Here is a 14,077-nt window from a genome sequence, read left to right on the forward strand (position 1 = left end):
TCACAGCGCCCCGGCGTCCCGCGCGGCCCACACCGTGGGGTACAGCGGACGGTAGCCGAGCTCCCGGCGGATGCGCCGGGTGGAGGTGATCCCGGACCACGGGTCGGGGTCGGTGCGGTCCGCCATGCCGACGGGAAGGTCGACGCCGTTGAGCTCGTGCAGGTCGAGCGCCGTCACGGGAGCGTCGTCGGCGACGTTGTAGACGCGGCCCGCGGCTCCCGGCGCGTACAGCAGGCGCAGCAGCCCCTGGGCGACGTCGGCGTGGTGGACCACCTGCAGCCGCTGCGCCGACGCCCACCCGCCGGCCCACCTCAGGGACTGGGCGAGGTGGGGATCGCCCTCGCCGTAGACGAAGACGAGCCGGGCGATCCGCACGTCCAGGCCGTCCAGCGCGAGGAGCTCCCGCTCGGCGGCCGCCTTCGACTCGGTGTACGCGCCCCACATCTCGCCGCCGGGCCGGATCTCGTCGTCCTCCGTCAGCGGGCGGCCCCGCCCGAGCCCGTACACCAGGCCCGTGCTGACCTGCACGAACCGCTGCACGCCCGCCGTCCGCGCGGCCTGCGCCAGCGCCACCGCCGCGTCCCGGTTGACGGCCCACGCCTCCTCGTCCGGCACCCCGCGGAAGGACGCCGCGACGTTCACCACCGCGTCCACCCCGGCCACCGCCTTGCCGAGCGCCTCCGCGTCCCGCAGATCGCCGGTCACTACCTCCGCGCCGAGCTCCGCGAAGCGCTCCGCGCGGGCCGCGTCGCGCACCAGGATCCGCACCCTCTCCCCCGGCCCGGTCTGTGCCAGCAGCCTCGGCACGAACCTGCGGCCGATCTGTCCCGTCGTGCCCGTCACCAGTGTCAGCATCGTCATCGTCGTCCGCTCCTCTTGGCCCGTTCGGCCTGTTCGGCCTGTTCGGCCTGTTCGGTGTGGTGCCACCACCCTCCGGCCGGGCCGCGAGGAGCGGGAGAGACGCGTGGATCAGGGGACCGGCAGTCCCTGGCAAAGCCGGGCGGTCTGGCGCAGCCTGGGAGGGTGAACCGCACCGAACTCGCCGACTTCCTGCGCCGCGGGCGCGCCCGCCTGACCCCCTCGGACGTGGGTCTGGCCCCGGGCGCGCGCCGCCGTACGCCGGGCCTGCGCCGGGAGGAGGTGGCGCAGCTGGCCGGCATGTCGGTGGACTACTACACACGGCTGGAACAGCGCCGGGGCCCCCGCCCGTCGCGGCAGATGCTGTCGGCGCTGGCCCGCGCCCTGCGGCTGACCGTCGATGAGCGCGACCACCTCTTCCACCTGGTCGGCGAGGAGCCCCCGCGCCGGGAGACGGCGTCGACGCATGTGTCGCCCGGGCTGATGCTGATCCTGGACCGGCTGGTCGACACACCGGCGCAGGTGCTCACCGACTGCGGCGAGGTCCTGGCGCAGAACGCGATGGCCAGGGCGCTGACCCACGATGTGATGTCCCGCCCCCGGCCCGAGCGCAATCTCGTGCGCCTGTACTTCCTCTTCCCCGACGCGCGCGGCCTGTTCCCGCCGGAGGACCGCCCCGACCACGCCCGCGCCCATGTGGCCAATCTGCGCGCGGTGACCGCCGCCCGTCCCGACGACCCGGAACCGGCCGCGCTGGTGGCCGAACTACGCGCCGGGAGCGAGCAGTTCGCCCGGCTCTGGGACGCACACGAGGTGTCCATGAGGCACAGGGCGACCAAACGCTTCCTGCACCCGGTGGTCGGACTGCTCGACCTGGACTGCGAGGTGCTGCTCAGCCACGAGCACCACCAGCTCCTGGTCGTCCACACGGCCCGCCCGGACACGGAGTCCTACGAACGGCTGCGGCTGCTGCGCGTGGTGGGGCTCCAGGACATGGCCTCGCCGGCCGTCTAGAAACCCCTCCCGGAGCGCCCCGCCGCGCCCTCAGAACCCCAGCCTGCGCAACTGCTTCGGGTCACGCTGCCAGTCCTTGGCGACCTTCACGTGGAGGTCCAGGAAGACGGGCGTGCCGAGCAGGGCCTCGATCTGTTTGCGGGACTTGATGCCGACGTCCTTCAGGCGCTTGCCCTTGGGGCCGATGATGATGCCCTTCTGGCTGGGGCGCTCGATGTAGATGTTGGCGTGGATGTCCAGCAGCGGCTTGTCGGCGGGTCGGTCCTCGCGCGGGAGCATCTCCTCGACGACGACCGCGATGGAGTGCGGCAGCTCGTCGCGGACGCCCTCCAGCGCCGCCTCGCGGATCAGCTCGGCGACCATCACCTGCTCGGGCTCGTCCGTGAGGTCGCCCTCGGGGTACAGCGGCGGGCTGTCCGGCATCATCGGGATGAGCAGGTCGGCCAGCAGCTCGACCTGCTCGCCGGCGACCGCCGAGACCGGCACGATCTGCGCCCACTCGATGCCCAGCTCCTTGCCGAGCAGGTCGATGGCGATGAGCTGCTCGGCGAGCGCCTTGGAGTCCACGAGGTCGGTCTTGGTGACGACCGCGATCTTCGGGGTGCGCTTGATCCCGGCGAGCTCCTTGGCGATGAACCGGTCGCCGGGGCCCAGCTTCTCGTTGGCCGGCAGGCAGAAGCCGATGACGTCGACCTCGGCCCAGGTGGTGCGCACGACGTCGTTCAGCCGCTCGCCGAGCAGGGTGCGCGGCTTGTGCAGCCCCGGGGTGTCCACCAGGATCAGCTGGGCGTCGGGGCGGTGCACGATGCCCCGGACCGTGTGCCGGGTGGTCTGCGGACGGTTCGAGGTGATCGCCACCTTCTTCCCGACCAGAGCGTTCGTGAGGGTGGACTTGCCCGCGTTGGGGCGGCCCACGAAGCAGGCGAAGCCGGCACGGTGGGCGGACTCGGCCGACTGCTCGGATGACAGGTTGCGAACGCTCATGCCCCCCATTCTCCCTGATTCGCGAAGCCCCGCCGTACACACGAGCGGCAGACCCCTCTCCGGTGAGCTACCGGAAACCTCCACGCAATGAAACGTCACGGAAACACATCCGTGCACAACCGGAAACGCGGGGCGGTGAACCTCTGACGAGCCCCCGCATCGTTGGAGACCCCGTGACTCTGGCCGCCGCCCACGCGAACACCGGCGACACCGCCTGGCTGCTCGCCGCCACCGCCCTCGTCCTGCTGATGACCCCGGGCCTGGCCCTCTTCTACGGCGGCATGGTCCGCACGAAGAGCGTCCTCAACATGCTCATGATGAGCTTTGTGTCGATCGCGCTGGTCACCGTGGTGTGGCTGGCGGCCGGCTACTCCCTCGCCTTCGGCGACGACGTCGCGGGCGGACTGATCGGCGGCCTGGACCACGCCGGCATGGCGGGCCTGGGTCCGGACAGCGTCCAGGGAACCGTCCCGACCCTGCTGTTCGCCACCTTCCAGCTCACCTTCGCGATCATCACGGCGGCGCTGATCAGCGGCGCGATCGCGGACCGGGCGAAATTCGGGGCATGGCTGGTCTTCGTGCCGGTCTGGGCGCTCCTCGTATACGTTCCCGTCGCCCACTGGGTCTGGGGCCCCGGCGGCTGGATCCTGGACCGGCTCGGCGCGCTGGACTTCGCCGGCGGACTCCCGGTCGAGATCACCTCCGGCGCCTCCGGTCTGGCGCTGTGCCTGGTCCTCGGCCCACGCCTGGGCTTCAAGAAGGACGCGATGCGTCCGCACAACCTGCCCATGGTGATGCTGGGCGCGGGCCTGCTCTGGTTCGGCTGGTTCGGCTTCAACGCGGGCTCCGCCCTGGGCGCGAACGGGCTGGCGGCCGCCGCCTTCCTCAACACCCTGACCGCCGGCTGCACCGGTCTGCTGGGCTGGCTCTTCGTCGAGCAGAAGCGCGACGGCCACCCGACGACACTGGGCGCGGCCTCGGGAGCGGTCGCGGGTCTGGTGGCGATCACCCCGTCCTGCGGCTCCGTCTCCCTGCTCGGCGCGCTGGTCGTGGGCCTGGCCGCCGGCGTCGTCTGCTCGTACGCCGTCGGCTGGAAGTTCAAGCTGAACTACGACGACTCCCTCGACGTGGTGGGCGTGCACCTGGTCGGCGGCGTCATCGGCACGCTGCTGATCGGCGTCTTCGCGGTGGACGGCATGACCGGCGGCGCGCAGGGCCTGCTGTACGGCGGCGGGCTCGCCCAGCTCGGCAGGCAGCTGGTCGCCGTGGCCGTCGTGGCGGCGTACGCCTTCACCGTGACGTTCGGCATCGGCAAGCTGCTCGACAGGGTGATCGGGCTGCGGGCGGACGAGGACCACGAGCACACCGGGCTGGACCTTACGGTGCACGCCGAGACGGCATACGATCACGGCGTCCTGGGCCATGGCGCCCCGGTCTCCGCGCACTCCCTCCTCTCCGCCCAGAAGGTCAAGCCACAGGAATGAAGCTCATCACCGCGATCGTCAAGCCTTACCGCCTCGACGAGGTCAAGACGGCACTGCAGGAGCTCGGCGTGCACGGCCTGACCGTGACCGAGGCCAGCGGCTACGGCCGGCAGCGCGGCCACACCGAGGTGTACCGGGGCGCCGAGTACCAGATCGACCTCGTGCCCAAGGTCCGTATCGAGGTCGTCGTCGAGGACGCCGACTCCGAGACCGTGATCGACGCGATCGTGCGCGCCGCGCACACCGGCAAGATCGGCGACGGCAAGGTGTGGGCGGTGCCGGTCGAGACGGTCGTACGGGTCCGGACGGGCGAACGGGGGCCGGACGCGCTCTAGCCTCCGGCGGTTCGGCTGAGTCTCGGCCGCGGGTTCGTGGGGGTCGGTCGCGCAGTTCCCCGCGCCCCTTCGCGCTCTCGCCGGCGTCTGATCAGGAGCCACACCCCTGCCGCGATCACCGCCGCCACGGTCCCCACCGCCGGCCACGGCACCGCCACGAAGGACGCCCTCGCCGACTCCGTCGTCCTGGTGGCGCTCGCCGTCAGCCTGACGTCCGCCCGGTCGAACTGGGGGGCGTGGGCCCAGCGCTCGGTGAGGCGGACGCGCTGGCCCGGGAGCAGCTGGGAGGGGATCTTCCTCAGGTCGCGGGTGAGGAGGGTACGGCCGAACAGGCCGTTCGCGGTCAGCCGCACCCGCGGTTCCAGGGTGACGTTGCCCGTGTTGTGCAGCGTGTAGGAGATCGTCGCCGTGCTGTCGCCGAGGCCCGGGATCAGGGGCTGGTGGTGGCTGATCCGCACGTTCTCGACGGCCAGGGCGGGCAGGGTGGGGCCGCCGACCTGGAGGTAGACGCGGGCGCCGACCGCCCGCTGCACGCCGAGCGCCAGGGAGCCGTCGCCGTTGTCGACCCGTTCGTCGAGGGCGACGATCGCCCCCGGATGGTCGCCGGGTTCGGCGCCCTCGGGCACCTCGACGGTGAAGGGCACGGTGACGGTCCCGTGGCCGGGGACGGTGACCCGCTCTCGTGGGAGCTTCGCCCACGCGCCCACGCCCCGCATCCGCTCGCCCCGCGACTTCACGGCGAACCCACCGTCGCGCGCGGTGTTGTAGGCGTCGGCGGCGTAGAGCCGGAACGTCAGGGGCCGGTCCGTCTTGTTGGCGACGACGACCTTGTCCTCGATCGTCTGCCCGGGGTCGGCGGAGACGTAGAAATACGGCCGCGCGGCGACGGCCGAGGAGACGGGGTAGACGGACCAGCTGCCGTTGTCGGCGGCCCGGGCGGGCGCGGCGAACAGCAGGCAGAGCAGGAACGGCAGGAGGGGCAGGAGGAGGACGTACGGCTTGCGCATAGCTGCGGGACCCCCACGGACTGGGCGGACGGGCGGGTGCGGACCCCTGCGGGGTGGGCGCCCGGCCACCGGTGGACGTGATGCGTACGCTCAGGTGAGCGTGAGGGTCAGGACGCCGGAGTAGCTGCCCGCGGGCGTGAACGCCGGTACGTCGAGGGACAGTTGCGCGTCGGCGGTGAACTCGCCGCCGGTGGCCGTGCCGTCGGGCGTCGACGCCAGGGTCGCCCCGGAGGCTCCCACGGTGCCCGCCGAGCCGGCCTGACAGGTGCTCGGGGAACCCGCCTTGGTCGTGCACGCGGGCGTCCAGCTCAGCTTGCCGGCGTCGATCTTGGCTCCGGGGCCGCTGAAGTCGGTGACCTTGCCGGTCAGGGACCAGCCCGCGGGCCCGCCGCGGAAGTCCTTGACGGTGACGGTCTGCAGGGCGCCGGTCGAGGCGCCGCCCTGGCCGAACTGGACCGCGGACAGCTGGACGGCGTCCCCGGCCTGGGACATCGACAGCGTGCCCGCCCGGACCGTGGTGGTCACCTTCTGACTGCCCGCCGGCACGGGATGGTCGTCGATCACGACGTACGCGACCGGCCCGGCCCCGAGGTCCGGACTCCAGGCGCCGCCCTCGTACGCCACCACACCGGTCGTGGTGAGGTCGCTGACGACGAGCGAGCCGGAGATCCTGCCCTGGGCGTCCGCGGTCACGGTCGCCGTGTCCGCGGTCTGGGCGGACGCGGAGCGCCCGGCGAGCGTCACCGACGCGCCCGCGGTGAAGCCGCTGCCGGTGACGGCGACGGCCGCGCCCTGACTGCCGGAGGCCGAACCCAGGGAGATGGCACGGGTGTTGGCGGGCGGGTTGTCGGCCGCCGTGACCGTCTCCGACACCGGGGCCGGCGGGTTGGTCACCGTGCAGGGCGTGTCGAGTTCCAGGATGTAGCTGGTGTGGATGTTGTAGTCGCCGGGCGAGAGGGTGATCGCGCCGGGCGAGGTGACCGTGAAGGTGCCCGTCATGGAGAACGACGGGAAGACGCCCTTGCCGGGCACCGGGTCGTTCTTCTTCGGGCCCGTGACGGTGACGCTGCCGGTTTGTGCGCCGCCGAGGGTGACCTTGCCCGTCGGCGTCATGATGTCGGCCGGCAGGGCCAGGTCGGTGGGGTTGTTGGCGGCGGGCGTGACCACCGTGTACGTGACGGTGACGGTGTCGCCGACCTTGGGGCTGGTGTTGTCCGCGGTGACCTTCGCGGTGGTGGTGCCGTCGATCGGCGGGAGGCCCGCGATCGCCGGCGGGATGCAGTGCGTGGGGAAGCTGACGTCGGTCGCGGCGCCGGCGGGGCACGCCAGCGCGCCGCCCGCGGTGACCGCGAGCACGGTGACCCCGAGCAGCGATGCCCAGCGTCGTCTTCGGGAACTTCGGGACCTTCGGGGTGAAGCCATGGTTGCCCCCTCCTCCGGGGAGTGCGGGCGCAGCGGCTCTTCTGCGCCGACAGGGGGCATTGAGATGCCGATCGCACGAGAAGTCAATGGAGACGGCGAGGTCAACTGATGGACCGTCAGCTTCCTGCTGCAGCAGGAGAACTGACGGTCCACTGGCACTGTTCCCAGCAGCTGTCGGTCAGAACACGAACGGTCCGGGCGACTGGGGCCCGGAGGCCGTACAGGTGACGGTGATCCCGAAGACGACCATCTTCAGGGAGCCCTTGTAGAAGTCGAGCCTGTCACCGGCGGCCACGGTCCCGTTGAGCGGCCCGACCACGATCGGGGCGCCGGTGGCCATGGCGGGGTTCACCGTGCCGCTGAAGACCCGTGCGGCGCCGGTCGAGTTCGCCATGGTGAGCGTCGAGCTGATGCTGTTCGCGCCGATCGGGATCGGCGCGGTGATCGCGGTGGACGAGAGAGTGAGGGTGGCCGCGGTGCCGCTCTGGGTGGCCGTGAGGGTGGCGGCGCCGCCGCCGAACAGACCGCAGTTCGCGGTCGTGGTGGCCGTCGTCGGCGTGACGGCGGCGGCAGAGGGCGCGAACGCCAGCCCGGTGACCGCGAGGGTCCCGGCCAGCAGTGCCGCACCTGATCCGATTCGTTTGCCTCTCATGATGTTTCCGGCTCCTTCCCGGATGTGGGGAGACGGACGGCCGAAAACGGGACGGGTGGGTGCGGACACCGGTGCCGGTGGGGGGTGGATCTGACGGTCCGTCGGAACTTACGGTCTCATTGATGCGGGACGGACCGGGGCGCGGCAAGGCCGAATTCCGGCCTAGTTACGGCACTCGGCCGGAGAAGGGCGGCAGCCCGCGAAAGAGGGGCAGCACGCGGAGAGCGTCAGCCCGCGGAGAGCGTCAGCCGGACCGTCCCGTCGGGCGAAGCCAGCAGCACCGGCGTCCCCGGCCCGCCGAGGTCCCGCACGGCGGCGAGATCGTCCTCGGCGGCGCCCTCCGACGACGTCACCACCGCCGCCGCCTCCAGCGACCGCGCGCCGGACGCCACCGCCATCGCCACCGCCGTCCGCAACGCGCTCAGCCGCAGCGACGGCAGCTCCACCGTCGCGGCGACGTACGTACGTCCCGTGTCGTCCCGTACGGCGGCGCCCTCCGGCACACCGTTGCGGGCCCGCGCGGAACGGGCCAGGGTGACGATCTTGCGGTCCTCGGGGTCGAGCGCGTTGCTGTCGGTCATGCCCCGAGCATACGAAGGACCGGCCCGCCCGCCCGGACGAGGGGTAGGTCCTCCCGGACCGGGCGGCGTCGCGTCAGGGCCGGTCCAGGCGCAGTCGCTCGGCGCGCGGCAGGCCCGCCACCACCAGGTCGTAGGAGTCCTCGATCAGCTCCCTGACCAGCCGGTCCGGGAGGTCGCCGTCCACCGTGACCGTATTCCAGTGACGTTTGTTCATGTGATACCCGGGGTCGATCAGACCCGGATGCTCAGCGCGCAGCCGGACCGCGTCCTCGGGGTCGCACTTGAGGTTGACCTTCAGGGGCCGCTCGCCGGCCCAGGTCAGCGCGAACATCTTGCCCAGGACCTTGAACACCGGGATCTCCGGCCGGAAGGGGAACTCCTCGGTCACCGCGTTGAAGGACAGACAGAAGGCGCGCAGTTGCTGAGGCGTCACTCGGGACTCGTCTCCTCCCCCGCCGGATCCGCCGGGTCCACCGGCTCGACCAGCACCGTCACGATCTTGTTGCGGCGGCCGGCCGCGGCCTCCGCCGTCAGCCGCAGCTTGCGTCCGTCGGGCAGCCCGACCTCGGAGGAGGCCCCGGCGATGGGCACCCGGCCCAGGGCCTTGGCGAGCAGACCGCCGACGGTCTCCACGTCCTCGTCGTCGTACTCCTCCAGGCCGTACAGCTCGCCCAGGTCGGTGATGTCGAGACGGGCGGTGACCCGGTAGCGGTCGTCGCCGAGCTCCTCCACGGGCGGCAGCTCGCGGTCGTACTCGTCGGTGATCTCACCGACGATCTCCTCGAGGATGTCCTCGATGGTGACGATGCCGGCCGTGCCGCCGTACTCGTCGATGACGACGGCGACGTGGTTGCGGTCCTGCTGCATCTCCCGCAGCAGGTCGCCGGCGTTCTTCGTGTCGGGCACGAACGCGGCGGGCCGCATGGCCGTCGACACCAGCTCGCCCTCGGCGTCGCGGCTGATGTGCGTCTTGCGGACCAGGTCCTTCAGATACACGATGCCGACGATGTCGTCCTCGTTCTCGCCGGTCACGGGTATGCGGGAGAACCCGGAGCGCAGGGCGAGGGTCAGGGCCTGGCGGATCGTCTTGTAGCGCTCGATGACGACGAGGTCGGTCCGCGGGACCATCACCTCCCGTACGAGAGTGTCGCCCAGCTCGAAGACCGAGTGCACCATGCGGCGCTCGTCGTCCTCGATCAGCGACTCCTTCTCGGCGAGGTCGACCAGCGCGCGCAGCTCCGCCTCGGAGGCGAAGGGGCCGCGGCGGAAGCCCTTGCCGGGGGTGAGCGCATTGCCGATGAGGATCAGCAGCGACGGGATCGGGCCCATGATCCGGGCCAGCGGGAGCAGCACGTACGCGGCCGCCGTCGCGGTGTTCAGCGGGTGCTGGCGGCCGATGGTCCGCGGAGACACGCCGACGGCGACGTACGAGACGAGGACCATCACGCCGATCGCCGCGAACAGCGCCGGGGCCGTGCCGTCGATCTGCTGGAGGCAGGCGTAGGTGACCAGCGCCGCGGCCGCCATCTCGCAGGCCACCCGGACCAGCAGCGCCACGTTGAGGTAGCGGGTCGGGTCGGCGGCGATCTGCGCGAGCTTGGCGCTTCCCCGCCGCCCGGAACGCACGGCTTCCTCGGCGCGGAAGCTGGAGACGCGCGCGAGGCCCGCCTCCGCGCAGGCGGCGAGCCAGGCGACGACGACCAGGGCGATCGCGCCGGCGACGAGGGTGGGACTCATGACACGGTGGGGGCCGGGGAAGGACCGGTCAGGCCCCTCTCCGCACGCCAGCCGTCCACGATGGCGGCCTGCAGACCGAACATCTCGGCCTTCTCGTCGGGCTCCTCGTGGTCGTACCCGAGCAGGTGCAGCACCCCGTGGACGGTGAGCAGTGCGAGCTCCTCGTCCATGGAGTGCTGCGTGGGCGCTTCCTTGCCCTGCCGCTCGGCGACCTCGGGACACAGGACGATGTCGCCGAGGAGGCCCTGCGGCGGCTCGTCGTCGTCCTTCGACGGAGGGCGCAGCTCGTCCATCGGGAAGGACATGACATCCGTCGGGCCGGGCAGGTCCATCCACTGGATGTGCAGCTGCTCCATGGCGTCGGCGTCCACGACGATCACCGAGAGCTCGGAGAGCGGGTGGATGCGCATCCGCGCGAGGGCGTAGCGGGCGATGTCGAGGATCGCCTGCTCGTCGACCTCGGTTCCGGACTCGTTGTTGACGTCGATCGACATGGTGCTGGCTTGTCTACTTCCGCTTGTTGCGGCCGCCCTTGTGGGTGCCGTTCTCCGTACCGTTATCGCTGTCGTACTTCTCGTACGCGTCGACGATACGGCCGACCAGCTTGTGCCGGACGACGTCCTGGGACGACAGGCGGGAGAAGTGCACGTCGTCGACGCCTTCGAGGATGTCCTGAACCTGCCGCAGACCCGACTTGGTGCCGCCCGGCAGGTCGACCTGCGTCACGTCACCCGTGATCACGATCTTCGAGTCGAAGCCGAGCCGGGTGAGGAACATCTTCATCTGCTCGGGACTCGTGTTCTGGGCCTCGTCCAGGATGATGAAGGCGTCATTGAGCGTGTTGTGCGTCAGCAGGTAGTCGCTGGTGACGTAGAGGGAGTCCTCGGCCGCCACCTGGATGCAGACCGTCTCCTCCCGGCCCGCGGGCTCGATGCTGTCGATGAACCGCATCGGACGTCCGCCGCCTCCGGCCGCCAGGTACTTCTCGCGCTTGCGCGCGAGACGGAAGGGCTCGACGTCTTCGGGGAGGCGGATGTCGACGACGTGGGCGTCGTACCGGTACAGGACCTCCCGGCCCTTCGCGAGACCGGGCTTGCGGCCTTCGGCGGCCCTGCGGCGGGTGTAAGCGACGCCGCCCAGCGACTGCACGAGCGAGATCACGTCGTCACGGAGCAGAATCGACGTCGTCGTGTACTGGATGCGGCACGTGCGGTCCCTCTGCGTGACGGAACCGCCATCGGAGTCGAGCAGGCCTTGCAGCACGGCAAGACGGACCTCGGCCGAGTTGTACAGGTAGTCGTCGGGGACGAACTTGCTGTGCGAACGCGTGCGCAGCAGGTCCAGTTCGCGCAGAACCCGTGTCACGGGGTTCTCCAGGGTGACCACGTCCCCGGGGGATTTGATCCGGTTGAGGACGTAGTCGGGTCCGCTCCGGTGCCGCACCGCGACACCGGGAAGAGCGCCTTCCAACGCCTGGGCCAGCTCCGGGTCCTCCGTTGCGAAGGACGGCGTGGTGGACCCGGTGAGGCACCCGTCGCCCAGCAGCAACCCCAGCGCGTACGGGTCCATGGGGACCCCGCGCTCGGGGAGGCAGACCGGTGCCGTCAGCATCGGCAGCTCGTACCGGCGGGCATGAGCCGCCCGCAGGTCACCGATCATCTCCTGGGTCTCCAGGACCCGCCACGGCTTGTTTCGACGCCTGTCCGAGGCCGTGCGGACCGTCCACAGGTGCTCACCGCAGCAAAGGGTCCAGGAACCGTCCTGGGCCGTCACGCGGTAGATGTCACGCTCGCCCTGCGGATACACGCCGAGGACCGGCGTCGGCTCACCGTTCGAGCCGATGACGAGGTCACCGACCTGAAGGTCTCCGATGGGACGCCATCCGTCCGGCGTCAGGACGTTCGTGAAGAGCGGTTGCGAGCGACCCCGCATGTACGCCAGCGGCGCCACCTCGATGGTTCCCGCTGCCATCAGCTTCGGGATCGAGTCCGGGTCCAGCATGTCGTGCAGGGCGTCGTACAGCGGACGCAGGTAGGGGTCGATCTTCTCGTAGAGGGTGCCGGGGAGGAAGCCGAGGCGTTCTCCGGCCTCGACCGCCGGCCGGGTCAGGATGATGCGGTTGACCTGCTTGGACTGGAGGGCCTGGACCGCCTTGGCCATGGCCAGGTAGGTCTTGCCGGTGCCCGCGGGGCCGATGCCGAAGACGATCGTGTGCTTGTCGATCGCGTCGACGTACCGCTTCTGGTTGAGGGTCTTGGGTCTGATGGTGCGGCCGCGCGAGGACAGGATGTTCTGCGTCAGAACCTCGGCCGGGGTCTCCTGGCCGTCACTCGTCCCGTTCTCACTCGCCCGCAGCATGGCGATCGAGCGTTCCACTGCGTCCTCCGTCATCGGCTGCCCGGTGCGGAGCACCAGCATCATCTCGTCGAACAGTCGCTGGATGAGGGCGACTTCCCGCACCTCGCCCGTCGCGCTGACCTCGTTGCCCCGGACGTGGATGTCGGCCGCCGGGAAGGCCGTCTCGATCACGCGCAGCAGGGAGTCGCCGGATCCCAGCACGGTCACCATGGGGTGCTGGGCGGGAACGGTGAACTGTGCTCTCGCCTTGCCCTGCGCGGGCGTCTGAGCTGTGGGTGTCTCAGTCATAGACCGGCCCGAGGGCCTTTACGTCCTCCCGGATGCGTCTCGCCTGCCACGAGGGCGGCCTGGCGAGTCCAAGGGTACGCCAGGGCACCGACAACGCCGTAGTGGTTTTGTCATGCCCCGGCGACCATTCCAGCGGCTATGCCGAACGGCCGAAACCGATCGTCGGGACGGCCCTGCGCAGGGGCCACGGGGCCGCGTCCTCCGCCTCCGGGAGCAGCGTGGGCAGCAGGCGCTCCAGGAACGCGTACCGCTGCAGCGCCTCGGGGTCCTGGCCCTGCACCGACTGGACCTTGCGCCACCAGGCGGCGATCTCGGACCAGCCCGGGGCGGAGAGCGAGCCGCCGAACTCCTGGACGGAGAGGGCCGCGGTGAGGCCGGCGAAGGCGAGCCGGTCGGCGAGCGGCCAGTCCGCCAGGGTGCCGGTGACGAAGCCGGCCACGAAGACGTCCCCGGCGCCGGTGGGGTCGAGCGCCTCGACGGCGATGGCCGGGACCTCGGCGGACTCGCCGGTACGCCGGTCGACGGCGTAGGCGCCCTCCGCGCCCAGCGTGACGACCGCGAGCGGCACGTGCGCGGTGAGGGCGTGGGCGGCGGCGCGGGGGCAGGCGGCGCCGGTGTAGCGCATGGCCTCCTCCGCGTTCGGCAGGAAGGCCTCGCAGTGCTCCAGGTCGGTGAGTCCGGCCAGGTCCCAGGCGCCGGTGTCGTCCCAGCCGACGTCGGCGAAGACGCGGGTGCCCCGGCTCGCGGCCTGGGCGATCCAGGGGGCGCTCCGGCCGGGGGTGAGGGAGGCGACGGCGGCGCGGGCGTGCGGGGGGAACTCGGGTGCGGGCTCCTCGGAGGGCGGTTCGTGGCCGTGCGAGACCATGGTGCGCTCCCCCTCGTACGCCATGGAGACGGTGACGGAGGAGTGCCAGCCGGGGACCGTGCGCGAGGTGCTGAGGTCGATGCCCTCGCCGTGTTCGAGGGCATCCCAGCAGTACTCGCCGTAGTGGTCGTCGCCGAAGGCGGCGGCGAGGGAGGTGCGCAGGCCGAGGCGGGCGAGCGCGGTGGCCATGTTGGCGACGCCGCCGGGGCTCGATCCCATGCCGCGCGCCCAGGACTCGGTGCCGCGCACCGGGGCGGAGTCGAGCCCGGTGAAGACGATGTCGAGGAAGACGTCCCCGGTGAGGTAGACGTCCCAGGGCGGATCGTCGGGGGCGCGCCGGGCGGCCAGGGGGTCGACCCGGGCGGCCGGGCGGTTCTGGCCGGTGTGGCGGCGGTGTCCCTCTCCGACGGACGCGTATGACGCGGTCACGGTGCGCTCCCTGACGTGGTGCCGATCTGGCCAGTGTGCACCACACCGCCGACGACGGGCGGC

Annotated in this window: 14 protein-coding genes; 3 read left to right on the plus strand and 11 right to left on the minus strand. The window is 71.4% G+C overall.

Annotation, left to right across the window (positions count from 1 at the left end; all coding sequences use genetic code 11):
• Complete coding sequence (locus tag Sri02f_RS02140; protein WP_108999777.1) at positions 1 to 855, minus strand: NAD-dependent epimerase/dehydratase family protein; 855 nt, start codon at positions 853 to 855, stop codon at positions 1 to 3.
• Between the two features lie 168 nt (positions 856 to 1,023).
• Between Sri02f_RS02140 and Sri02f_RS02145 the strand changes: the two genes are divergently transcribed.
• Positions 1,024 to 1,872 (plus strand): helix-turn-helix transcriptional regulator, encoded by an 849-nt coding sequence (locus tag Sri02f_RS02145; protein WP_108999337.1) that lies wholly within the window; start codon positions 1,024 to 1,026, stop codon positions 1,870 to 1,872.
• 30 nt (positions 1,873 to 1,902) lie between these two features.
• Here Sri02f_RS02145 and era read toward each other — a convergent pair whose 3' ends face one another.
• Positions 1,903 to 2,856 carry a GTPase Era gene (gene era, locus Sri02f_RS02150; RefSeq protein ID WP_167467468.1) on the minus strand — a complete coding sequence of 318 codons (954 nt, stop codon included), beginning with the start codon at positions 2,854 to 2,856 and terminating at the stop codon, positions 1,903 to 1,905.
• A gap of 173 nt (positions 2,857 to 3,029) precedes the next feature.
• On the opposite strand from era, the gene Sri02f_RS02155 reads away from it, so the two are divergent.
• Together Sri02f_RS02155 and Sri02f_RS02160 are read left to right on the plus strand one after the other, a co-directional pair.
• Entirely contained in the window at positions 3,030 to 4,340 is a 1,311-nt protein-coding gene (locus Sri02f_RS02155) for an ammonium transporter (protein WP_108999339.1), read from the plus strand.
• Complete coding sequence (locus Sri02f_RS02160) at positions 4,337 to 4,675, plus strand: P-II family nitrogen regulator (RefSeq protein WP_108999340.1); 339 nt, start codon at positions 4,337 to 4,339, stop codon at positions 4,673 to 4,675. The genes Sri02f_RS02155 and Sri02f_RS02160 overlap by 4 nt, the downstream gene beginning before the upstream one ends.
• On the opposite strand, the gene Sri02f_RS02165 is transcribed toward Sri02f_RS02160, so the two are convergent.
• From Sri02f_RS02165 to Sri02f_RS02205, 9 genes are all read right to left on the minus strand, one after another.
• The gene (locus Sri02f_RS02165; RefSeq protein WP_108999341.1) at positions 4,672 to 5,682 is read right to left on the minus strand and encodes a WxL protein peptidoglycan domain-containing protein; all 1,011 of its coding nucleotides are present in this window, start codon (positions 5,680 to 5,682) and stop codon (positions 4,672 to 4,674) included. The two genes, Sri02f_RS02160 and Sri02f_RS02165, sit on opposite strands and share 4 nt — an antisense overlap.
• Before the next feature lie 90 nt (positions 5,683 to 5,772).
• Positions 5,773 to 7,104 carry a beta-xylosidase gene (locus Sri02f_RS02170; protein ID WP_108999342.1) on the minus strand — a complete coding sequence of 444 codons (1,332 nt, stop codon included), beginning with the start codon at positions 7,102 to 7,104 and terminating at the stop codon, positions 5,773 to 5,775.
• A 178-nt stretch (positions 7,105 to 7,282) separates the two neighbouring features.
• Positions 7,283 to 7,756: a hypothetical protein gene (locus tag Sri02f_RS02175; protein WP_108999343.1), complete on the minus strand. Its 474-nt coding sequence runs from the start codon at positions 7,754 to 7,756 to the stop codon at positions 7,283 to 7,285.
• 227 nt (positions 7,757 to 7,983) lie between these two features.
• Positions 7,984 to 8,337 (minus strand): cytidine deaminase, encoded by a 354-nt coding sequence (locus tag Sri02f_RS02180; protein WP_108999344.1) that lies wholly within the window; start codon positions 8,335 to 8,337, stop codon positions 7,984 to 7,986.
• A gap of 73 nt (positions 8,338 to 8,410) precedes the next feature.
• Positions 8,411 to 8,770 carry an MmcQ/YjbR family DNA-binding protein gene (locus Sri02f_RS02185; RefSeq protein WP_108999345.1) on the minus strand — a complete coding sequence of 120 codons (360 nt, stop codon included), beginning with the start codon at positions 8,768 to 8,770 and terminating at the stop codon, positions 8,411 to 8,413.
• Positions 8,767 to 10,074, minus strand: coding sequence for a hemolysin family protein (locus Sri02f_RS02190; protein ID WP_108999346.1), 1,308 nt, complete (start codon positions 10,072 to 10,074; stop codon positions 8,767 to 8,769). The genes Sri02f_RS02185 and Sri02f_RS02190 overlap by 4 nt, the downstream gene beginning before the upstream one ends.
• The gene (gene ybeY, locus Sri02f_RS02195; RefSeq protein WP_108999347.1) at positions 10,071 to 10,568 is read right to left on the minus strand and encodes an rRNA maturation RNase YbeY; all 498 of its coding nucleotides are present in this window, start codon (positions 10,566 to 10,568) and stop codon (positions 10,071 to 10,073) included. Before ybeY ends, Sri02f_RS02190 begins: the two co-directional genes overlap by 4 nt.
• 13 nt (positions 10,569 to 10,581) lie before the next feature.
• Positions 10,582 to 12,720 (minus strand): PhoH family protein, encoded by a 2,139-nt coding sequence (locus tag Sri02f_RS02200; protein WP_108999348.1) that lies wholly within the window; start codon positions 12,718 to 12,720, stop codon positions 10,582 to 10,584.
• A gap of 136 nt (positions 12,721 to 12,856) precedes the next feature.
• Positions 12,857 to 14,014: a carbohydrate kinase family protein gene (locus Sri02f_RS02205; protein WP_108999349.1), complete on the minus strand. Its 1,158-nt coding sequence runs from the start codon at positions 14,012 to 14,014 to the stop codon at positions 12,857 to 12,859.
• Between the last annotated feature and the right edge of the window lie 63 nt (positions 14,015 to 14,077).

Source organism: Streptomyces rishiriensis, from assembly GCF_003112535.1.
GTDB classification, from domain to species: Bacteria; Actinomycetota; Actinomycetes; order Streptomycetales; family Streptomycetaceae; genus Streptomyces; species Streptomyces rishiriensis.

What these genes read in the sequence shown, in the direction of transcription:
- Sri02f_RS02140 (WP_108999777.1), bottom strand. Translation starts at nt 855, where the DNA reads ATGCTGACACTGGTGACGGGCACGACGGGACAGATCGGCCGCAGGTTC.
- era (WP_167467468.1), bottom strand. Translation starts at nt 2,856, where the DNA reads ATGAGCGTTCGCAACCTGTCATCCGAGCAGTCGGCCGAGTCCGCCCAC.
- Sri02f_RS02160 (WP_108999340.1), top strand. Translation starts at nt 4,337, where the DNA reads ATGAAGCTCATCACCGCGATCGTCAAGCCTTACCGCCTCGACGAGGTC.
- Sri02f_RS02165 (WP_108999341.1), bottom strand. Translation starts at nt 5,682, where the DNA reads ATGCGCAAGCCGTACGTCCTCCTCCTGCCCCTCCTGCCGTTCCTGCTC.
- Sri02f_RS02170 (WP_108999342.1), bottom strand. Translation starts at nt 7,104, where the DNA reads ATGGCTTCACCCCGAAGGTCCCGAAGTTCCCGAAGACGACGCTGGGCA.
- Sri02f_RS02175 (WP_108999343.1), bottom strand. Translation starts at nt 7,756, where the DNA reads ATGAGAGGCAAACGAATCGGATCAGGTGCGGCACTGCTGGCCGGGACC.
- Sri02f_RS02180 (WP_108999344.1), bottom strand. Translation starts at nt 8,337, where the DNA reads ATGACCGACAGCAACGCGCTCGACCCCGAGGACCGCAAGATCGTCACC.
- Sri02f_RS02190 (WP_108999346.1), bottom strand. Translation starts at nt 10,074, where the DNA reads ATGAGTCCCACCCTCGTCGCCGGCGCGATCGCCCTGGTCGTCGTCGCC.
- ybeY (WP_108999347.1), bottom strand. Translation starts at nt 10,568, where the DNA reads ATGTCGATCGACGTCAACAACGAGTCCGGAACCGAGGTCGACGAGCAG.
- Sri02f_RS02200 (WP_108999348.1), bottom strand. Translation starts at nt 12,720, where the DNA reads ATGACTGAGACACCCACAGCTCAGACGCCCGCGCAGGGCAAGGCGAGA.